The 20,242-nt window shown below is 42.4% G+C and carries 20 protein-coding genes; 15 read left to right on the top strand and 5 right to left on the bottom strand.

The features are described from left to right. Position 1: 1 nt before the first annotated feature. From GCWU000182_RS08580 to GCWU000182_RS08510, 15 genes are all read left to right on the top strand, one after another. On the top strand, positions 2-283 hold the full coding sequence (locus GCWU000182_RS08580) for a PTS sugar transporter subunit IIB (RefSeq protein WP_023392430.1): 282 nt from the start codon (positions 2-4) through the stop codon (positions 281-283). A gap of 32 nt (positions 284-315) precedes the next feature. After that, entirely contained in the window at positions 316-1,695 is a 1,380-nt protein-coding gene (locus GCWU000182_RS08575) for a PTS ascorbate transporter subunit IIC (RefSeq protein ID WP_023392429.1), read from the top strand. Between the two features lie 4 nt (positions 1,696-1,699). Beyond that, positions 1,700-2,416 (top strand): transaldolase, encoded by a 717-nt coding sequence (locus GCWU000182_RS08570; RefSeq protein ID WP_023392428.1) that lies wholly within the window; start codon positions 1,700-1,702, stop codon positions 2,414-2,416. Between the two features lie 450 nt (positions 2,417-2,866). Continuing rightward, positions 2,867-3,226 (top strand): hypothetical protein, encoded by a 360-nt coding sequence (locus tag GCWU000182_RS08565; protein WP_023392426.1) that lies wholly within the window; start codon positions 2,867-2,869, stop codon positions 3,224-3,226. Positions 3,227-3,274: 48 nt separating this feature from the next. Then, on the top strand, positions 3,275-3,508 hold the full coding sequence (locus tag GCWU000182_RS08560) for a phage holin (protein ID WP_023392425.1): 234 nt from the start codon (positions 3,275-3,277) through the stop codon (positions 3,506-3,508). Between the two features lie 76 nt (positions 3,509-3,584). Next, a complete protein-coding gene (locus GCWU000182_RS10360; protein WP_023392424.1) occupies positions 3,585-4,265 on the top strand; it encodes a CHAP domain-containing protein in 681 nt (226 codons plus the stop codon). A gap of 223 nt (positions 4,266-4,488) precedes the next feature. Continuing rightward, positions 4,489-5,709: a DNA cytosine methyltransferase gene (gene dcm, locus GCWU000182_RS08550; protein WP_023392423.1), complete on the top strand. Its 1,221-nt coding sequence runs from the start codon at positions 4,489-4,491 to the stop codon at positions 5,707-5,709. A gap of 12 nt (positions 5,710-5,721) precedes the next feature. Continuing rightward, positions 5,722-7,041, top strand: a complete 1,320-nt coding sequence (locus GCWU000182_RS08545) for a phospholipase D-like domain-containing protein (protein ID WP_023392422.1) — start codon at positions 5,722-5,724, stop codon at positions 7,039-7,041. 191 nt (positions 7,042-7,232) lie between these two features. Next, positions 7,233-9,962 carry a Z1 domain-containing protein gene (locus GCWU000182_RS08540; protein WP_023392421.1) on the top strand — a complete coding sequence of 910 codons (2,730 nt, stop codon included), beginning with the start codon at positions 7,233-7,235 and terminating at the stop codon, positions 9,960-9,962. Next, a complete protein-coding gene (locus tag GCWU000182_RS08535; RefSeq protein WP_051372960.1) occupies positions 9,949-11,925 on the top strand; it encodes a hypothetical protein in 1,977 nt (658 codons plus the stop codon). The genes GCWU000182_RS08540 and GCWU000182_RS08535 overlap by 14 nt, the downstream gene beginning before the upstream one ends. Positions 11,926-11,936: 11 nt before the next feature. Beyond that, entirely contained in the window at positions 11,937-12,881 is a 945-nt protein-coding gene (locus tag GCWU000182_RS08530; RefSeq protein ID WP_023392419.1) for a hypothetical protein, read from the top strand. Then, positions 12,874-13,572, top strand: coding sequence for a hypothetical protein (locus GCWU000182_RS08525; RefSeq protein ID WP_023392418.1), 699 nt, complete (start codon positions 12,874-12,876; stop codon positions 13,570-13,572). Before GCWU000182_RS08530 ends, GCWU000182_RS08525 begins: the two co-directional genes overlap by 8 nt. After that, complete coding sequence (locus GCWU000182_RS08520) at positions 13,573-14,556, top strand: phospholipase D family protein (RefSeq protein ID WP_023392417.1); 984 nt, start codon at positions 13,573-13,575, stop codon at positions 14,554-14,556. Positions 14,557-14,597: 41 nt separating this feature from the next. Beyond that, positions 14,598-15,842 carry a DNA (cytosine-5-)-methyltransferase gene (dcm, locus tag GCWU000182_RS08515; protein WP_023392416.1) on the top strand — a complete coding sequence of 415 codons (1,245 nt, stop codon included), beginning with the start codon at positions 14,598-14,600 and terminating at the stop codon, positions 15,840-15,842. Positions 15,843-16,151: 309 nt separating this feature from the next. After that, positions 16,152-17,180, top strand: a complete 1,029-nt coding sequence (locus GCWU000182_RS08510) for a hypothetical protein (protein WP_023392414.1) — start codon at positions 16,152-16,154, stop codon at positions 17,178-17,180. A 352-nt stretch (positions 17,181-17,532) separates the two neighbouring features. Here the strand turns inward: GCWU000182_RS08510 and GCWU000182_RS08505 are convergent, their stop codons facing one another. The 5 genes from GCWU000182_RS08505 to GCWU000182_RS08490 are packed head-to-tail and all read right to left on the bottom strand — an operon-like array spanning position 17,533 to position 20,043. After that, positions 17,533-17,937: a nuclear transport factor 2 family protein gene (locus GCWU000182_RS08505; RefSeq protein ID WP_023392413.1), complete on the bottom strand. Its 405-nt coding sequence runs from the start codon at positions 17,935-17,937 to the stop codon at positions 17,533-17,535. A 21-nt stretch (positions 17,938-17,958) separates the two neighbouring features. After that, positions 17,959-18,126, bottom strand: a complete 168-nt coding sequence (locus GCWU000182_RS10355) for a DUF6050 family protein (protein WP_023392412.1) — start codon at positions 18,124-18,126, stop codon at positions 17,959-17,961. Next, positions 18,126-18,434 carry a PTS lactose/cellobiose transporter subunit IIA gene (locus GCWU000182_RS08500; protein ID WP_035364843.1) on the bottom strand — a complete coding sequence of 103 codons (309 nt, stop codon included), beginning with the start codon at positions 18,432-18,434 and terminating at the stop codon, positions 18,126-18,128. Before GCWU000182_RS08500 ends, GCWU000182_RS10355 begins: the two co-directional genes overlap by 1 nt. A gap of 1 nt (position 18,435) precedes the next feature. Continuing rightward, positions 18,436-18,738: a PTS sugar transporter subunit IIB gene (locus GCWU000182_RS08495; protein WP_023392410.1), complete on the bottom strand. Its 303-nt coding sequence runs from the start codon at positions 18,736-18,738 to the stop codon at positions 18,436-18,438. An 18-nt stretch (positions 18,739-18,756) separates the two neighbouring features. Further along, positions 18,757-20,043 (bottom strand): PTS sugar transporter subunit IIC, encoded by a 1,287-nt coding sequence (locus GCWU000182_RS08490; RefSeq protein ID WP_035364841.1) that lies wholly within the window; start codon positions 20,041-20,043, stop codon positions 18,757-18,759. Positions 20,044-20,242: the final 199 nt, after the last annotated feature.

The following is a 20,242-nucleotide window of genomic DNA, read 5'->3' as shown; positions in this document are numbered from 1 at the left end:
CTTGATTAAGGTAGTCACTGTTTGTGGTAATGGTATTGGTAGTAGCTTATTACTACGTTTCAAGGTAGAAACAATTGCTAAGGATTTAGGGATTGACGTAGATGTGGAATCATGCGATTCCAATGCAGCAGTTGGTAAGAATGCAGATTTGTATGTAACCGTAAAGGAATTTAAAGATATATTCCCAGAAGGTACGAAAGTTTGCCTCGTGCCAAGTTATACCAATCGCAAGAAAATTGAAACGGAACTTGTTCCAATCTTAAAAGAGATGGCGAATCAATAATATAACTAGCATTAAAAGAAGGAGGAAGTACAATGAATGGCATTTTGACATTTTTACAAAACATCTTAAGTGAACCGGCTTTCTTAATGGGTTTAATTGCTTTTATTGGCTTGGTAGCATTAAAAACGCCTGGACATAAGGTCTTAACTGGTACCTTAGGACCTGTTTTAGGTTATTTGATGTTAGCGGCAGGTGCTGGCGTTATTCAAGCTAACTTAGGACCTTTAGCAAGATTAATTGAAGAAGGTTTTGGCATCACTGGGGTGGTGCCTAATAACGAGGCTGTTACCAGTGTTGCGCAACAAATTTTAGGTGTAGAAACCATGTCTATCTTAATTGTGGGCCTTGTCTTAAACCTCTTATTTGCAAGATTCACGCGCTTTAAGTATATCTTTTTAACCGGTCATCATAGCTTCTTCATGGCTTGCTTGTTATCGGCAGTGTTAGGGGCCATCGGATTTAAAGGTGTAACACTTGTCTTTGTCGGTGGCTTCTTCCTAGGTGCTTGGTCTGCAATTTCACCAGCTATCGGACAACGATACACGCTCAAGGTGACAGACGGTGATGAAATTGCCATGGGGCATTTTGGAAGCCTTGGCTACTATTTATCAGCTTGGATTGGCGAGAAAGTAGGTAAAGACAGCAGAAGTACTGAGGAATTAGAAATCTCCGAAAAATGGAGCTTCCTCAGAAACACCACAATTTCTACGGGGATTGTAATGGTTGCCTTCTATCTAGTCGGAGTAGTAGCATGTTTAGTTCGTAACCCACAGGCAGTACAAGAATTAGCTGGAGGTAAGAATCCATTTATCTTTGCAGTTATTAGTGGTCTAACATTTGCAGTGGGTGTGTCCATTGTCTACTCAGGTGTACGTATGATTCTGGCAGACTTAATTCCAGCCTTCCAAGGTATCGCAACCAAGATCATTCCGAATGCAGTTCCGGCGGTAGACTGTGCGGTATTCTTCCCATATGCCCCAACGGCCGTTATTATCGGCTTCGCCTTCAGCTTCCTCGGAGGCCTGATCGGCATGTTCATTCTGGGTGCAATCGGTGGCGTCTTAATTATTCCTGGTATGGTGCCGCACTTCTTCTGTGGAGCAACGGCAGGTATTTATGGTAATGCAACTGGTGGGCGCAAAGGTGCGGTTATTGGCTCATTTGTTAATGGTTTATTCCTTGCCTTCCTGCCTGCTACTCTATTACCAGTCTTAGGCCAACTAGGTTTCGCTAATACCACCTTCGGAGATTTTGACTTTGGGATCTTTGGGATTTTATTAGGACGCGTAGGAGAGTCTGTCGGTTCAGTCGGTATCTATGTTGTCGCTGCCGTATTGGCGATCGTGTTGATTCTGCCATCTATCCTAACCAAGTCTAAGGAAGCATTGAATAATGTAACGGAGGAGGAATAGGCAAATGAGCAAAGCATTATCAATTAAAGTATTTTCGGACGGCGCTGTCTTGGAAACGATGCTGCATGATTTAAATTCAGGCTTAGTGACAGGTTTTACAACCAATCCTAGTTTAATGAAAAAAGCAGGAATTACTAGCTACATTGGTTTTGCTAAAGATGTCTTAAAAGAGATTACGGATTATCCTGTATCATTCGAAGTGTTTGCAGATGATTTAGAAGGAATGGAGCAAGAAGCGCGTAGAATTGCGGCCTTAGGCGATAATGTCTACGTTAAAATTCCGGTCACCAACTCTAAGGGTGAGTCTACCGCTCCATTAATTGATAGATTGACTGCAGAAGGAATCAAAGTCAATGTAACTGCTATTTTTACGGTTGAACAAGTTCGAGAAGTAGTGGATGCACTCAAGAGCGGAACCCTAGCAGTGGTGTCCGTATTTGCAGGACGTATTGCGGATACGGGTGTTGATCCAATGCCAATCATGCGAGAGGCTCTTGCTATTTGCCGCCAAAAAGAAGGCGTTGAACTATTATGGGCTAGTCCGCGCGAGACATTCAACATCTATCAAGCGGATTCCTTAGGAGTAGACATCATCACCTGTACTTCAGACTTGATTAAGAAGTTAGAATTGAAGGACAAGGACTTGACTGAATACTCCCTGGAAACAGTTCAAATGTTCTTAAGAGATAGTTCTAGCTTAGGATTTACAATTTTAGAGTAAGCAGAGATATTCAACATTATCAATTACTAGTACAATCATACAATGTAGACAGAATAGAGCAATCTTCTGGGATAGGAGGATTGCTCTGTTTTTGTATTAGGGAAAGCACTAGCATTATTGGTAGTTCCCCTAAAAAGTAAAGAAGCCCTCCCCATATGAAGGGCAAAAATCCCTCGCCACGTCGTGTTGGAGGAGCGCCACGTCGTATTGGGAGTCCAACGCGCCATGGCTGAGGCAGAACTCCCTCTTTTAGCCTGGAAAAGGGCGAAAAAGCGCCCGCCACGTCTCATTGGGGAGGCGCCACGTCGCATTGGGCCTCCAACACGCCATGGCTCAGCCAGAGACACCTAGTATCTTACGAGCCAGTCCATAGATAGGGGGAACAATGGACTGGCGCTAGCCACTCAGCAACTCAGCCACCCCATCATTATTCAGAAAGGAGCTTACATCATGACATGGCTACAGCTTACGACGCTGGCGTCCGGCCTAGTCGCGGGCGCGACCCTCCTGGGTAAGTTGGTGCGCCTGATTGCGGCGATCCAGACGCTAATTCTTCGAATTGAGCGCATGCAGACGGACTTGGCGAGCACGCAGAGTAACCTGCAAGGCGCGCAAGCCAGTCTGGCGACAACTCAGGATAGCTTGCATACCACGCAAAATGACTTAGTCACGACCCAAGCCCAGCTCCAAGTCACTCAGACCGACCTAGGCGCGACCCAGACCCAGGTCACAACAGTCGCTCAGGACCTGTCCCGCGTCCGCCAACGTCTGGGGCGGCTGGAGGACAAGCGGGCCCACAGTCTGGCTTGACGCACCCGCGTACTTCTATCTCTAAGCAAAGAAAGTGAGGCACTTATTATGCATCTTCCCACTAGTCGCAAGGCTTATACGACGATTCAATGGATGGCACTCATCCTGATTCCGGCGCTAGCCGTCCTAGTTCAAGGCCTAGCCGAACTCTATGCCTGGCCCGAGCCCTGGGCTCGTCGCCTGGTTGGCACCCTCAACCTAGTCGGCGTCTTCCTAGGAGCTCTGATTCAAGGCTGGCATTATGGCCGGCGCAAGACTAAGACCAAGGAAAAGTCCGCTTAGGCCCACCGATCACGCCCCAAGCCACCCATCCCACGCTCGAAACCCATCTCATCTCATTCAAAGGAGGAACCCACCCATGAAGCCACAAATACAAGCACTTCTATCCAAGGCCCAAGCCTACCTAGGTGTCCAAGGCGGTAGCCCCGCCCATCAGGCCCTCATTGATGCCTATAACGCTGTTGACCCTCTGCCGGTCGGCTACGCCGTGACCTACGCCGATGACTGGTGCGATGTCTTCGTCACCGTCATGGGCGACCAGGCCGGTATCGCACACCTGATTGGTCGTGAATGTGGCGTGCCCCGCCATCTGGCCTGGTGCCAAGAGCAGGGCATTTGGCTAGGGCATGTCTGGCCTCAAGCCGGCGATCTGATTTTCTTCGATTTTGGTGGTGGCCCTGCCTCCCACATCGGCATTGTAGAAAGTGTGGACGGCGACAGCGAGACCATCAATACCATTGAGGGCAACTGGCTCAAACAGGTTGTTCGCCGCCATTATGCTAGTGACGACTGGCGCATCCTAGGCTATGCCCGGCCTCGCTATGATGCGAGGGCTGGGAGTCTAGCCACTGGCAGTGAAGCTGGGGGAGCTAATCATCCTAATGGATGTGTCGATGCAGCTAGCAACCTAGATGACATAGCCTTATCAGTTATCCGAGGTGATTGGGGCAATGGACAGGAACGAGTGGAACGCTTGACTGATGCGGGTTATGATGCTCAAGTTGTGCAGGAATTGGTGAATGAGAAGTTGGCAAGTTAGAGGTTAGAAAAGAGCGCCGCCAGGGCGCTTTTTCTTCTCGTACGAGCTTATTTTATGCTGTGAATTCTTAGCCTGAGAGTGGCTCGTAATTCTATACAAAGGGTGTTAATTATGCTAAAATAGAACAGAAGTTTGCCTAGCAAATATTATCTCGTAGGCTATGACCGACAAATAGGTCGTAGCCTTTTTCGAAATCAAATGATCTCAGACAGGAAGTAAGTTTATGCCTAAGAAACAAACAAAGAAAACAGCAAAATATAATATCGCAGCCTTCTTCAGTGGTGTCGGTGGCATTGAGCTTGGCTTCGAGCAAACTGGAAAATTCCATACAGTGTATGCGAATGAGTTTGACGCCAATGCACGTACTACCTATGCTTTGAATTATCCTGATACATTTCTGGACCCGCGTGACATTCACGAAGTAAGCCCAGACGAGATAGGCGAGCAAGTGGATCTTGTTGTGGGTGGGTTTCCGTGTCAGGCCTTTAGTATCGCAGGTTACCGTAAAGGTTTTGAAGATGAACGAGGCGACTTATTTTTTGAACTACTACGTATGGTGATTGCAAGACGGCCAAAGGCTGTCTTTGTTGAGAATGTTAAGAACATGGTGATTCATGATCATGGTAATACCTTCAAGGTAATTCGTGAGGCACTAACGATCAATGGTTACTATATTAAGTGGAAAGTTCTTAATGGTAAGGATCACGGTAATATCCCTCAGAACCGAGAACGTATCTATATTGTAGGATTCCGAGACAAACAGGCCTTCGATGCGTTTCAATTTCCAGAATCAGTAGATCTAACTACTAAGTTAGATGATGTTATTGACTTCCACATAGCTGAAAATGCTAAGTACTATTACACATCTGATAAGCAACGCTTCTACCGTGAGCTAGCTGACACTATCACAAGCCAGGAAACAGTCTATCAATGGCGTCGCCAATATGTAAGAGAGAATAAGTCTGGTGTTGTTCCGACCTTGACTGCTAATATGGGGATGGGCGGGCACAATGTACCGCTGATTTTATCAGATACCGGGATTCGAAAGTTAACACCAAGAGAGACTTTTAATGTTCAGGGCTTCCCTAAAGATTTTAAATTACCTGAAATAACAGACAGTCATCTCTATAAACAAGCAGGAAACAGTGTAGTGGTTCCTGTTATAAAGCGGATTGCGGAAAACATTGCCCTAGCCCTAGACATAGCCGGGGATAGCCAAAGGAATCAAGATATGATGGACGGACCTTATGCAGTCACCTATACGGTTTTACATGGTAAATTCGAAGGTGAGAGCTATGTCGTTGATTTAGCAAGTACCTATCAAGAGGCTGAAGAAAAGGCACATCAGTTACGCGAAAATATACCACTCCTATCAGATGAGGAGTACTTAGCACTAATCAAGAAACGAGCAAGTCTAGAATTTTATAGTATTGTACAAGAATAATGTGTGGTGATTATGATGTCTGTGTGGGAAAGATATTCGAAGGAAGAACGCGAACAGTATATTAAGTTTTTGAAAGTATATGGTGCCTTATCCAACCTTTTTCGCCAGAAACATGGGGATGAAATTCCCTATCTAGATTCAAAGTTTCAAGAGACTATCTATGCCCGAGTATTTAAAAGCGAGAATGTTGATATTGGGAATACCCCGCATGATATTCTATCGGTCTTTGGCCAAGAACGAATAGGGATAGGCCTTAAAACGTGGATGAAGTCTTCGCCATCTTTCCAAAAAGTAATGCAACTGAAGAGTTATAAGGCAGAAATTGATCAAGTGTTATATGGAAAAGATCTTGAGGCTATTGCATATAAGATATCAGCCATTAAGAATCGACGTATGCAACAAGATTATATGCGCTTGGGTCTTAAAGAAGACAGCAATATCTATCACTATATCACACGAGACGCTGGAAGATTCCGAATACAAGAGTGCTCATACCCACTAGTGGATTTAAATAACTTACAAGACTTCAGTCGAACTAGTACCTCTTTCCAGTGGTCAGATGGGTTGAAAAAATATAAGTACACTTATGGGGATTCGCAGATCTTCCAATACTTTGATTCAGACACTCCTGATTCTTTAGTAGTGAATCAGTTTGATGTGAATATTATAGATGATCCGTTCGAATTCTTGCTAAATGCTTATTTAAGCCTTGTTGAAGAAACGCAAAGTGTATACCAGACATCTCAAGAAGAATATGTGGAAGCATACTTGCCTCTTTATTCCTATCGGGATAAGGAGGTTCCTGAGAAATCAGGTTTGAATATGTGGAATGCAGCGTCAAAAAATAAGGGCTCTGACCGTTTGAGACCGCTAAATGAAGTTTATATTCCTATTCCTAAAGAATTTCATAGAAAGTGCCCTGACTTCTTTGTTAAAGATATTTTTAGCTTTGAAGCTGATCAAGCAAAATATTCAAAAGACGAAAAACCGATCTTGAGATTTCATATCGTGTTGCCAAATGGTAAGGTAATTCCTGGGCTAATAACTCAGCAAGGAATGAAGGCCTTCCAATCAGGTAGTCGGACAGAGCGCGACGAAAATGGAGTTCTATATGGGCAAAGTGCTTTAGGTCAGTGGCTATTAGTTGATGTATTAGGCCTAAGTGAGCGAAAACTAGTTACAAAAGAATGGCTAATGAAGCGAGGAACTGATTCTGTACGCTTGTGGCGTAAGAAGGATGATTACTCTACAATCTACATTGATTTTGCACCTGTAGGAGCTTTCGAAAGGTTTATGCAGGATATCCCACAGGATGTTGACGGAGTAGAGTGAAGATAGAATATGGTAGAAGTGGACATGGATGTGACTAACATCCATGTCCACTTTTTATTGGATTTGTTCAAATATTCTAATCGAAATTTTATTTTAGAACATACAAAATAATAAGGCAAATCTATGTGAATAATGATATAATATTAGCGGTTATGTGATTTTAATTACGAAACAAGATTGGGGGAGCACATATGGAAAATTATGATGATTTTAGCTATTCATTTGTTATTGAATGGATAAAGGCAAAGATGAACGAACAAGTAGAAATGCAACATTTAATAGATGGTTCCTATTTCACTAACGCGGGTATGGATAAGTCATTTATAAAAATGCTTAATAATAATATAGATGAAAAAATTTTTGATGATCTAGTCAAAAGGATCTATTCCTCAGAAAATGGACAAGAAGTTCAATGCTTTACGAATAATAAGCGCATGAATGTAGAAATATCTCAGAATGAGTCCTCCTCATGGCAAAAATATTCTAAAGGGTTGTTGAGACAAGGATGGTCGTATGAGACTGTTAAACAACTAGAGGAATCGGCGGTATCTATATTACAGAATATGACATTAGACTCACAAGAAGATGGGCCAACTAAAGGGTTAGTAGTGGGTAATGTTCAGTCTGGGAAGACAGCTAATATGGCTGGTGTAATGGCAATGGCTGCAGATCAGGGTTTTAATATATTTATTGTTTTAAGCGGTACCATTGAATCTTTAAGACAACAAACATCTTCTCGCCTTTTTCATGACTTACATGTACCTGGGGGGGCTTTGGTATGGAATCATATAGACAAGCCTTCTCCTCGTTCTTCCAACCCGGCTTATGACATGAGCCGTTTTTCTTTAGAAGATGGTTCTCGTGAGCGCTATATGATGGTATGTTTGAAAAATAAAGCGCGTTTAGAGTCTCTGAAAAGATGGCTATATGCCGATAGTAAAAAGATGAAGCAAATGAAGATCCTAATTATAGATGATGAGGCTGATCAAGCAAGTATTAATACAAATGATGTTGCATCTGATGAGTCACCAACTGTGATTAATCGGATCATAAAGAGCTTAGTACATCAAGAGGGTATTAAGTCAATGAATTATGTTGCTTATACAGCTACTCCTTATGCGAATATCCTCAATGAAGTAGGGGAAAAATCTTTATACCCCAAAGACTATATCATTGTCTTACCAAAATCACCTGAATATATCGGGCCTAGTGAGATTTTCGGGACATCAGAGCCTGAGCAAAATCCTAGTGTTGATATTGTGAGACAAATCTCATCTGAAGATAGAAATAATATAATTCGCCTATGCTCTGGTGAAGAAGTCCCGTTTCCAAAGTCACTGAGGGAAGCAGTCAATTGGTTCATAATTAGCGTAGCAGCTTTGCGTAGTCTAAACTACCGTAAGCCAATTAGCATGTTGGTGCACACTAGCTTTAAAGTTGATGATCATAAGATCATAGCAGAAGCTATCGAAGGATATATGAAGAGCTTAAAAAATAACAGTAGTAGCGTAATTAAAGAGCTGAAAATTCAATATGAAAATGAGACCTTAGACTTTAATAAAGAAATGTTTCTAGATGGATTCCCTGATTATCCACACCCTGAGAACATCCCGGTCTATCCGCGTTGGGAGAATATAAAGGGATGGGTCCAACGTATTTTACGGTATGATGACCAAGAGTATATTAGCCATATTAGGATTGATGATAATGGGGCTTTATCCTACCATAAGGGCTTTCATTTAGCGATAGATAATAGTCGAGGCAATGCCAACAGACATAGCGATGAACATATTCGTTTAGTGTATCCAGATAAAGCAATGCCTCAAGCACCTGCCTTTATAGTGGTGGGAGGTAATACACTAGCGCGTGGCCTTACGATCCAAGGCTTAGTATCAACATATTTCTTACGGCAAAGTAAAACAGCTGATACTTTAATGCAAATGGCACGGTGGTTTGGCTACCGTAAAGGGTATGAGCTATTTCCTCGGATATGGCTAGATACGGATACCCACATAAAATATCAGTTTCTATCTCAAATGAATGAAGAATTACGCGAGGAAATAGAAGTATTAGCGAAAAATAACCTAAAGCCAACTGATTATGGTGTGAGATTGAAGCAGTCGCCTAATTTAAGTCTGATTCGCTTAACAGCATCTAATCGCATGCAGCAAGCCATAAGTACAGAATTTAATTTTAATGGATTCCGTCCGCAAGTAATCTACTATGATAATAACGTCGAGAAACTTCAAGAAAACTTCAGACTGACTGAAGAGTTCTTAAATTCATTAAGCGTTCCAGAAGTAACAGGAAAATACATGGTTTGGCGAGATGTTAGTTTTGTTGATGTTGCTAAGTACTTAAGTAAGTATTATGTGGTGCGAGAAAATAACACGTTTGATATGCTATCTTCATTGGTGGAATGGTGTGAAAAGAATCAACACAAATTAGAAAATTGGTCGGTTGTATTCTCCTCTAAAGGTCAAGTTGAGCCAGCAGATAGTAATAGTGATTGGAATATATATGGCTATGATCCGCATAGTGTGATCCGTACCAAGCACAAAGCTAGAAGCACAGACAAGATCTATTCTATCGGGACGCTAAGAAGTCCTAATGATTTGTTGGCAGATATACCGAATTGTGAATCTATAGAAAATAAGAAAAGTGAGACAGTTGCAATACGAGCAATTCGTAGAAAGCATCATTTTGATAATGTGCCACAGTTGCTCATTTATCGAATTGCAAAAGATGGCGTAACACCGAATATGGGAGATAATCGGGAATCTCTTGGGTTAGACCATGATGCGATCGGTATTAGTATTTGGATTCCGGGCTCTAGTGAAAATACTTCTACAGTAGAGTATGTGAGTCCGAATGTAAGTAATTTTAGTGATGATGAGGAGAAAAATGATGTTAAGGATTAAATTGGCGCCTGAAGATCCTCAAAGTATGGCGCAAGACGGGTCTTCCATTCTTAGGTCTTTACAGAATAGAAGCTTACCTATGGTTGATTTACTTGTTCGTGAGTCTATACAGAATAGTTTAGATGCTTCGATTGACAGAAGTGCTAATGGATTCACCTATGTGGATTATCATGTTGGACAGTTTGAATCTCAAGAACTAAGTAGATGGTTTGAAGAAGTCGGTCCAGAACTTACTAGACGATTTCCTAGAACTCAACATTATTTATCCATTGAAGATAGTGGAACTACAGGTTTGACTGGGAGCTTCACATCTGAAGTGCCTGAAGTATTAAATGAGTCTAACTTCCATAAGTTAGTCTTTGGTATAGGAAAGAATCAGGACGTTGAAGGTGCGGGTGGTAGTTGGGGTCTAGGTAAGACTAGCTATTTTCGTGTTGGAGTAGGACTAGTTATTTACTACACACGCATTAAGCGAAAAAGTGGCTATCAAGAACGTCTTATTGCTTCATTGATAGAAGATAATAAGCAACCATATCGCTTATTGACGAAGAGTAATAGAGGGATCGCCTGGTGGGGTGTAGAAAGCGAAAATGGTAATCGAATATATCCTATCGTAGATCCCGAAACTATACAGGAATTTCTCTCGATTTTCAATCTGCGACGCTATAGTGGGGATGAAACAGGTACTAGTATTATAATTCCTTATCTTAAGAAAGAGTTTATTAATCATGAGACCAGCAATGATCCAATAAAAGAAAAGTGTGGTTGGCTAAACAAACTTTCAAGTGAGATAGAAGTTGCTGTTCAAAGATGGTACTATCCGCGTATAAATAACAAATCCTACAGTACTCACTTTAAGAGAGCTCAATTATTGTGTAGGGTAAATGATCGTCCGATTCTAAAAAGCACCATGCTCCCTGTTTTCCGTTTGATGCAAGATCTCTATAATTCTGCATTAATAGGAAACAGTGTATCTGAAAAGATAATAGTCAAACCAGTTGCTATTCATCGCAAAGACTTAGCTAATACTGCTGAAGAGATTGGATATGTAGCATTTATAGAAGCGAGTCGTGAAGAACTGAAGATGGGGCCACCAGATTATTATCAATCACCATTGGCATATTTTGGAAATTACTCCAAGGATAAAATTGAATCGCATAACTCTAGGGTACTTGCCTTTTCTCGAATGCCAGGTATGGTTGTGCGATATGCGATAGACGAATCGTGGGTTCCAACAGGTCCTATTCAAAGTGAAAAACATATGCTATTAGGTATGTTTGTTCCAAGGTCAGCTGTAAAATTGTCCCCTCTATATTATGAGCATGATAGTTTAGAGGAGTATTTAAGAGCTTCAGAGAATGCAGACCACGCAGATTGGGTTGACGGTGATAAGTTTACTTTAGTGAAGCGAATCATACGTAACTCTCGTAAGGCGATTCAAGAATATTTTGAGACGGAAACATCTAACAACAGTTTTTCTGCAACTAGCCGATTGGCTAAAAAGTATGGTACCTTACTTATGCCACCAACTGGCTTTGGCAAGGGATCTAGCGCTAGCAAGGATCGCCCTTCAAGACCATCTGGTGATAGAAGAAACGGGCCAAAACATAAGGCTACGGTAAGCATTCTTGGAAGCAAGTTAGTAGGGGAAGACCAAGTTGAAATTGAAGTAGAAGTTGCGATCCCAATCAACAAGGAATGTCGCTTGAAGATTGCGGTAGTGAGTCAAGCAGGCAACCTTGACTATGCGTCTTGGCAAAAAGAAATTACTGATGTGCCATTTCCATTTAAATTCACTAAGCTTCGGTTCCAGGATGGTCGAAATGTAGCCTATAATTTTGCTATGAATCAGACGGCTGTTCACTTCCTTGCTGCTAATAAACCACAGACATATCATATGGTACTAGCAATGCGTAAGACATCTAATAAATTTATGCCAAACATTATTATAGAGAGTAAGTAGGGGGATCTTTAATGGCTAACATAATCAACCTATATAAGAAGATAGGGACTAAAGATTATAAGAAGATTGGTTTAGACGTGAAGGGCCCTTTCTTAAGTTATGACTATGAAGGAAAAGAAATTGCTATCGACACCACCAATTATGGAGAAATTGTTATTAGTGATATAGACTCTTCGTGGGCTCCGGACTCCAATAACTTGAAAGTAAAGCTAGAGGTGAAGATTGATAAACCTAGCGACTTATTTGGTCCATTCGGGATCACCAATTTTATGAATACTATTGGCTTCGGCGTTCATGTGTTTTCAAATGAGGCTAAATTCCAATATTCAGAAAATGTAGGTTCTATTAAGTTGGATTCTGATCAGAAGAAATGGACTTTAATTAAAGAATTTCCACAAGGCTCACTAAGAGGGAAGGTACATTTCCATCTGTTTATGTACTTGGAAAAAGCGGTGAAAAAGTCACCTGATCAAGCAGAATTAGCGGGTATGATACTCACAGAAAACAATCTGGCTGAGTTTGTTATTTCGGTTGATGGTGAGGGATCTAGTTTTCCAATTGGCGAGTATGAAGAGATAGGTGGCCCGCTTTGGAGATTAGAGACATATTTTACAGAACCGGATACTGATATCTTCAACTACGACAATGTTCGAGTACTATTTAATACCAAACATCCAGTATTCTTAAAAGTCAAAGAGGAAAAGCAAAAAGTCAGTCAATGTTTAATGCAGGAAGTGATGGTGGAGGCTATGGCTATGATCATCAATAAGGTATTATTTTCAGGGGATATCGACTATGAACATCTTGACGAAGCTGCACCAGGATCGGTGCTTGCAGCTGTACAATATTGGCTCGATACATTTTCAGTTGATCGCTCTGATGTCATTTCAGTCTTAAATAGTCTACGGGCGTCAATTTCGCAAATGAACTTGACTGGAGGAAACAAAGATGATTAATTGGGAACAATTAAACTACGATGTATCAAGTGCAGCAATAGATTATGAGCGCTTGTTCATCAATAAAGATGGAAGTCTATCTATCTCGCCTGGTCCAGAATTTGTTTCATTAAGGGAGCGGTTGCTTGCAAAAAGAGACGAGATGTATGAGCGAGAAGGTTTTGATCAGTTCTATCGTATTCCAACTTACCTATATGATTTAAATTTTGGCCTTGCTTTGTATGAGGTATTAAACCCAAGAACGGGTTTTAATAACCGTATAGCCACCAATGATGATGTATGGCGGTATTTATCAGTAAGAGTAGTTCCTGATATTGTTCGTGTGCGTTGGCAAGGCAATGCTAATGAGGATCGTATTTTCCGGATGAATAGACGGATCTGGCTTAAGCAAATATGGTGGTATATCCATTTGTCTTGGGCTGGAAGTGTAGAGGCAACAAGGGAAAGGCTAGCTTCTAATACAACAGATACCATTATGAACCTAGTGGAACGTCCAGGGCTAGGTTATTATGTTGAATTATACAGAGAGATCATGAAGCAATATGCCTTGATAGAGGACTCCAGCCGGAACGGCTTTCGTTCAATCCTGAAGTTAAATACAGCATTACTTCCTGTCACTTATCCAGAATTAGCTGAAGGTGGCATCGAAGGATATGTTCAGTATCTTTTTGATTCAATCAAGGGGTCCTAGATGTTAATTAGTGACGAGATTTACGAAAATATTATTGAAGGTTACATAGAAAAAGCAGAAACTATACGAGTCATCACTGGCTATAGTTCCGCGAAATTCATTGAACGTGTAGCTAATATCCTTGGTGGACGTAACTTAGAAGTTTATATAGGCATGGCGACTCGCGGGATTCCCAAAGAAGATCATGTAGGCTATTTAGCCTTAATGTCCACTTACCCCAATATAAAAATTTTTTACCAAGTGAAGGAACCTTGTACACATATTAAGTTAATCGAATTTATAGCTAGTCATTCTGAGGGTAGCCATGTATTTATTGGTTCGGCTAATTTTTCCGAGGCCGGCTACCTTGCTCAGAGAGAGCTGATGATAAAGTCTGTTGAAAATGTAAATGAGCTATTTTTGGAGCAAGCAAGTCTGTCAATGCTCGCGAATGATATAGGAGTTCTAGCTAATGTCCCTATTGTAGGGAGAGAAGTAGATTCCATCGTTGAGTCGAATTCCGAAGAACTCCCACTAGATATAGTTTTGGATAAAGAAGATAGTATAGCTAATGATGGGGACAGTCCAAAAGTTATAATTACTAGACACGTGGGCTACAATCCGCGGAATAGGATAGATAGGTATTATAATGAATTTGAGGTCCCATTGTATCTATTGAGTGACTTAGATAGTACACATATAAGCGGAGAAATTATCTTTCCACCTAGGTTTAACCAGCTTTATAAATTTCCAGAAGAAAAATCATTCAGACTATATTTTGGTGATATCAACAATCCTGATGTAACAGAAGCAAGGTTAGCGGGACAATTCGGTAAAAAACTATGTATTCCCGAGAGGGCTTTGCTAGAATTGTTAGGATATTTAGATCGGAGATTGGCCAATTTAGATAAGGTTACTGTTGGAAACCTGCGCAACATAGATAAGAGACATTTAAAAATTGAGAGATTTAACGAGACCGAATTTTATATCTTTAAACTCTTTTAGAAGTATGATAGAATATCTCATGTTTGGAAGGAGTGAAGGACATGCTCAGAATGATTGAGACATTTAGTGGGATTGGGAGCCAAACACAAGCCCTAAAAAATATTGGCCTCGACCACAAGGTAGTAGCAATCTCTGAGTGGGACGTTAATGCTATGTATGCCTACGATATTCTACACAACGGCAAGCAAGATTTGTCCGCGTTCCGACACTATACGAAGCAAGATCTAATTGACGAACTCAAAGAATATACATTATCCATGGATGGTAAGAATCCGATGAGCGAGCGAGCGATTTCCTCCTTATCAATCTTACATCTTAAGGCTATTTTGTGCTCAATTCGCAACAATAACAACTTAGTTGATATTACTAAGATTCATGCGCAAGACTTGCCTGAAGCTGATATATTAACTTATTCATTTCCCTGTCAGGATTTATCAATAAGTGGCTATTGGCATAATAGAGATTCCGGAGGGATTGACCGTGATGCCAATAATAAATCTACTTTGTTATGGCAGGTAGAGCGTATTCTTAAAGAATATGTAGCATGTGAACGAGATTTACCGCCATTTTTATTAATGGAGAATGTAAGTAATATATTGTCACCACGCCACATCGACAACTTCTTAGAATGGCAAGCCTTCCTAAGCTCCTTAGGTTATATCAATCAAGTCTACACTTTAGATGCAAGAAATTTTGGAGTGCCACAATCTCGGATTAGAACCTACATGATTAGTGTTCTTGCAACGGATGCTGAAAAGCGAAGAGAGATAGAAGACTACTTTGTAGTCAACTCACTAGAACACATTACTTGCCCAGAGACGCAAAGAAAGTCTTTGGCGGCTTACCTAAAGGTAGATTATAGTAACGACGTTTATCGTGCGGAAGCGATAGAGAGCACGCCAGAATTAACACCTTCACGAGAAAAGATCTTTGCTGAGAACCTCATTTTAGCAGAAGGTAATCAAGTCTTTGAAAATTTAAGTGCCCGTACAGTCACAACTAAGCAAGATAGGAATCCTAATTCAGGGGTTATCGCGTATGGTTCAGCGACTCTGACGGAGAAGAATCCTAAATATCGTAACTTGACCCCAAGAGAGTGCTTCTTATTAATGGGTTTTTCTGAGGAGCAATTTGATCGCCTAACTCAAGAGAATATTACTGTTGGTAGAGATAGGACCATTCTAACCGTTACCAAGCTAGTTAAGATGGCTGGAAATAGTATTGTGGTTCAAGTCTTAGAAGCAATCTTCCGCCAAATACGAGACTTACATGAGAACTATCTCTAGTATTAACTAATTTTTACTAGTTCAAAAAAACAAGCCCAGCGCAAGTCAATTGCACTGGGCTTCTCTATTTAATGGGGTCGCAGCATCTATTTCTGAGCCAGTCCATAGATAGTCAGATCAATAGACTAGCTCAGGCAGAAAAAGCATCCAGCCCTAGCCAACCGCCACCCTCCATTAAAACTCCTAAAATAATCCGTTTACCTTCTATACTAAGATTTGCTATAATTAGGTTAATGATTTTCCATTGTGGGGCTAGGGAAGCTAGAGATAGAGGGGCCAACCCAGCCACTTGAATAAAGGAGTGTTCCGATGACAAGACAACTTTCTGACAAAGATAGAAAGAATCGCGAGGATTTCTGGCAAGCCATAAGAGGCTTTAAATTCACTCACCATGTCTCGCTTATCTTTCGTCTGACTATGCTGATTATCTACGTTTTTTTCTGGCGGATAACCGACTTACTTTTGATGTATAGACCGGGATATGGAATATGGCTTTGGGTGGTGCTACCGGCTTTAATTGGCTTAGGTATGTCTCTCTTCGGACGCTTCCGCTACCAGTCTAGTGCCTATGTTGTTCTCATGGTCTGGGATTTAGTCAATATTGCTTTGATTTATGCTATGATATTTAATAGGGATGGTCGACATGGTTATGGTGAGGGTGGATTAGGTTTTGAGCTGATTATCTATGGCTTACTCATGATACTTGGATTAATTATAGGCGCTTGTTTAGCTACTTTATCTTTGCTACTGCTAGTCACGTCCCTTAATAAAGTTCGTCGCACTGCATTGGAAGTCTGGGAGTCGGAACGGTCCGCAATAGAAGATAGCCCAAGTGCTTCTCTCTATCTTCTGATTCAAGGATTGGAAGTGTCGCCTAATCTAGAAGACAAGCGACGCAATCAGCGCTTAGTCTATAAATCCTTCTATATGCTGACAAAATATCTGCTTCTCCTTGGTCTGATAGTCTTAAGTGCCCTACAAGCTCTCGCGGAAATCAAAGAATTTAAAGCGATGCCCTTGGTGCTTTTCGCACTAGTCTTCACTGCGCAGTTAGTTTTGTTATCAGAGCACTTTGGACGTAAGTCAGCCGCGATATTGGTGGGCGTTGTCGTATCAGATGCCCTCTACGCCTTACACCTTTTTGTTCATTTTGTGTTTAGTTGGATGAACTTTGTTTATGTAAAGTTACAGAATACCAAGAGCCTCATGTTTTATTTCAAAGTCCTTTTTCCAGCCACCCTACTGGGCCTAGGTCTGCTGTCGCTTACTATCTCTTGGCTGTGGTGGCGCTCCTATCGCAAGTCCCAGGACTACCGTGATGCGGAAGAGGCTGCCTAGTGCTTTTTGCCGGAAAAGGGAGGAAAAACGCCGCTGTACAGTATGCGGTGCCCCTTTTGCTTCAAAATCCAATCATGCGAAATATTGTCCTGATTGCAGAAAGAAAATCACAAGAAAGCAGGCGGCGGAGCGTATGAGGAAAAAGCGTAGCCTTGTTACGAAATAGAGGGTATAAATGCTTTGTAGAATCTTGTTTTTTTAAGAGCTTTTCAGCTTAAGACAGGGATTGATACCTATACCCTTAAAAATGAGGTTTTACTGCGTAACATAAAAAAATTATCCAAAGAAAAACGGACACGGCAGCCATGAATTTCCGGTTGCCGTGTCCGCTATTTTTTTAGAACCATAACGATTATTCATCTCTGAATACGGGATTTTCACTATTTGCATAAGGATCATATCTTTCCGTATTGCAGCCATATTCCTGAAGCTTTACTATTTTTTCATTCATACTCCATGTTATAGCCGATATTCCGTCAAAGCCCTGTTTTATACCGTCTTTCATTTCACATTCAAAAAACCAAAAGACAATCGTTTGATCCGTATTATGAAAGAACTTTTGAATCTCCCATTTAAGAACATCTCCGCGAGTATTCCATTCATAGAACCAATGCTTGATTTTTTCTGTTCCGTGATATTCCGGTCCCCAGCTTTCTATGTATACGGCATTTTCTTCAAACAAATCTTGAATATTCGTATTTTCTTTGTAGAGCCACATATCAAACCAGCTTCGGATAATTTTCTCTCTTTTTTCCATGTAAACACTTCTTTCTGCACTTTATTCTTTTACAAGCCTGTATATTGTAAGGGGAATATACCATGCGGCAACAAGAAGCTGCCATATAATCACGATGCAGCCAATCAGTCCGCCTACAATGATATTTACGGCAAATATTCCTACGGTTGCGGTGAAGTCATGATTTACCGGAATCAGCCATAAAAACATTATTTAGCTTGGTGGACGGCCATGAGTTCTCTGACTAGGAGTTGGACGACTTCCACGCTGGCCATTTGGTCTTCGGCGTGCATGAGGAGCAGGGAGACCGGGGTTTGCTGGCCGCTGGCTTCTTTCTGAATAAGCTCGCTATGGACCTGGTGGGCTAGGACGAAGCATTCTTCTGCCTCGTCAAGCTTGGCTTGGGCTGCTTGCTTCTGACCTGTCTTAGCCAGTTCCAGGGCTTCTAGGTAGGCAGACTTAGCCGCGCCGCTGTTGGCGATGAGCTGGAAGCAGATCATTTCCATTTCTTCCGTCATCTTAATCACCTAGCAATTCCAGGGCTTGGGCCAGGACTTTAGGGCCGTTCATCATGCCGTAGTCGCGCATATCGATGGCAGCCACCGGCAGGCCATTAGCGGCGGCCGTCACATTGGCTAGTTCATAGCGGATTTGAGGGCCAAGCAAGATGACCTGGTAGTCCTGCAAATGTTTCTTAGCTTCGGTCAGGGATTGGGCCTCAACTTCCAGGTCCAAGCCCTGTTCCTGGGCGCTCTCTTGCATTTTCTTAACTAGCATGCTGGTCGACATGCCGGCATTACAAATCAGTAGAATTTTCTTCATAATCAAACACTCCTTATCTTAGGCTTCTAGCGACACGCGGTCGTTGACCTTGATGAATGGGATGTAGCAGAGGACGCCGATAGCTAGAATGACCGCCTGCACGACAACCGCACGCCAGTCACCGCCGGTTGCTAGGAAGGCATTGAAGAAGACTGGAGTAGTCCAAGGCACTTGGATGACACATGGTCCCATGAGGCCTAGGGAAGTTGCCAGATAGCTGATCAGAATACCTAGGGCCGGCACGCCAATAAATGGAATGGCCAGGGAGACGTTATAGACGATTGGGTAGCCGAAGAGAACGGGCTCGTTAATGTTGAAGATACCAGGCCCCAAGGCTAGTTTGGCCACATTTTTGCTGACGGCGGACTTACTTACTAGGAAGGTCGCAACCAGCAAGCAGATGGTGGAGCCACTCCCACCCATGAGGGCAAAGGATTGGACTTGAGACAGGTTGATAATGTGAGGGATGGCTTGGCCACTGTTGTAGGCCGCGATATTTTCCGTAATGTTAATTAGCAAGAGGGGTTCAAGAATGGAGCTGTAGATGACGGCTTGGTGAATCCCGAAGAGCCAGAGCATGTTGCCCAGTGAGTAGATAATAATAGCACCCCAGAGGCCAGTCCCGATATGCCGAATTGGTTCTTGAATGAAGGTGGTAATCAGGTTGATTAGGTTCATGCCCGTCATCTTGAAGAGTAGGGCAGAGACTAGCCCGAAGAAGGAGATCACTAGGATGACAGGTAGTAAGACGGCGAAGGATTTACCGACAGCAGGTGGGACATTGTCGCCCAGGTTGATGGTCAGGGCTTTGACTTTGGTCAGGCGAATGAAGAGCTCGGTCGCGACCAGAGCTACAATAATCCCCGCGAACATGGCGCCTGTCCCGATATTTTCAAAGGGCAGGATGCCGGAGACTGCCGACTTGACCTCACTGCCGTCGACGGCTACTTGGACGGTGTTAGGCATCATGACAACCAGGGCCACTAGTGACAGCATGGCGGTTGCTAGCGGGTTACTGTAATTGCGGTTTTGGGCCAGATAGTAACCAATCATGACGGCGATAATTAAGCTAGAGATATTGAGGGTCCCGTTGGCGATGGTGATGCCCCAGTATTGGAAATTAGTCAGGGTATCGCCGGTGAAGAGCCATTTGAAGACGGTGTTGTTGAGCAGAACGACTAGTCCAGCCAGAATATAGAGGGGCATGACGGTGGCGAAGGCGTCCCGCAGGGTCTTGAGGTGAATCTGGTTACCGAGCTTGCCGGCAAAGGCGGCAAATTTATCAACGAATTTTGAGTTTTCCATGATCTTTCCTCCTAAATAGCTTTTGGGTTTGATAAGGGCCAAGTCCTGAGCCAGACTGACTTGACGACACCAGTGGCTGGACTTGAGGCGGATGAGCGCTAGGGTGGGTGGCCTTTCAGTGGGGCTTCGGAATGCTGGTTCCGTCATAATGAATGCGGTACCAAAAATAGCCAAGATAAGAGTGGGGCATGTGCTAGCT

This window comes from Abiotrophia defectiva ATCC 49176 (assembly GCF_000160075.2).
Taxonomy (GTDB): Bacteria; Bacillota; Bacilli; order Lactobacillales; family Aerococcaceae; genus Abiotrophia; species Abiotrophia defectiva.
Note: the sequence above shows the minus strand (reverse complement) of the source record. Positions and strands in the feature narration are given on the sequence as shown.

What these genes read in the sequence shown, in the direction of transcription:
- GCWU000182_RS08575 (WP_023392429.1), top strand. Translation starts at nt 316, where the DNA reads ATGAATGGCATTTTGACATTTTTACAAAACATCTTAAGTGAACCGGCT.
- GCWU000182_RS08570 (WP_023392428.1), top strand. Translation starts at nt 1,700, where the DNA reads ATGAGCAAAGCATTATCAATTAAAGTATTTTCGGACGGCGCTGTCTTG.
- GCWU000182_RS08565 (WP_023392426.1), top strand. Translation starts at nt 2,867, where the DNA reads ATGACATGGCTACAGCTTACGACGCTGGCGTCCGGCCTAGTCGCGGGC.
- GCWU000182_RS08560 (WP_023392425.1), top strand. Translation starts at nt 3,275, where the DNA reads ATGCATCTTCCCACTAGTCGCAAGGCTTATACGACGATTCAATGGATG.
- GCWU000182_RS10360 (WP_023392424.1), top strand. Translation starts at nt 3,585, where the DNA reads ATGAAGCCACAAATACAAGCACTTCTATCCAAGGCCCAAGCCTACCTA.
- dcm (WP_023392423.1), top strand. Translation starts at nt 4,489, where the DNA reads ATGCCTAAGAAACAAACAAAGAAAACAGCAAAATATAATATCGCAGCC.
- GCWU000182_RS08545 (WP_023392422.1), top strand. Translation starts at nt 5,722, where the DNA reads ATGATGTCTGTGTGGGAAAGATATTCGAAGGAAGAACGCGAACAGTAT.
- GCWU000182_RS08540 (WP_023392421.1), top strand. Translation starts at nt 7,233, where the DNA reads ATGGAAAATTATGATGATTTTAGCTATTCATTTGTTATTGAATGGATA.
- GCWU000182_RS08535 (WP_051372960.1), top strand. Translation starts at nt 9,949, where the DNA reads ATGTTAAGGATTAAATTGGCGCCTGAAGATCCTCAAAGTATGGCGCAA.
- GCWU000182_RS08530 (WP_023392419.1), top strand. Translation starts at nt 11,937, where the DNA reads ATGGCTAACATAATCAACCTATATAAGAAGATAGGGACTAAAGATTAT.
- GCWU000182_RS08525 (WP_023392418.1), top strand. Translation starts at nt 12,874, where the DNA reads ATGATTAATTGGGAACAATTAAACTACGATGTATCAAGTGCAGCAATA.
- GCWU000182_RS08520 (WP_023392417.1), top strand. Translation starts at nt 13,573, where the DNA reads ATGTTAATTAGTGACGAGATTTACGAAAATATTATTGAAGGTTACATA.
- dcm (WP_023392416.1), top strand. Translation starts at nt 14,598, where the DNA reads ATGCTCAGAATGATTGAGACATTTAGTGGGATTGGGAGCCAAACACAA.
- GCWU000182_RS08510 (WP_023392414.1), top strand. Translation starts at nt 16,152, where the DNA reads ATGACAAGACAACTTTCTGACAAAGATAGAAAGAATCGCGAGGATTTC.
- GCWU000182_RS08505 (WP_023392413.1), bottom strand. Translation starts at nt 17,937, where the DNA reads ATGGAAAAAAGAGAGAAAATTATCCGAAGCTGGTTTGATATGTGGCTC.
- GCWU000182_RS10355 (WP_023392412.1), bottom strand. Translation starts at nt 18,126, where the DNA reads ATGTTTTTATGGCTGATTCCGGTAAATCATGACTTCACCGCAACCGTA.
- GCWU000182_RS08500 (WP_035364843.1), bottom strand. Translation starts at nt 18,434, where the DNA reads ATGACGGAAGAAATGGAAATGATCTGCTTCCAGCTCATCGCCAACAGC.
- GCWU000182_RS08495 (WP_023392410.1), bottom strand. Translation starts at nt 18,738, where the DNA reads ATGAAGAAAATTCTACTGATTTGTAATGCCGGCATGTCGACCAGCATG.
- GCWU000182_RS08490 (WP_035364841.1), bottom strand. Translation starts at nt 20,043, where the DNA reads ATGGAAAACTCAAAATTCGTTGATAAATTTGCCGCCTTTGCCGGCAAG.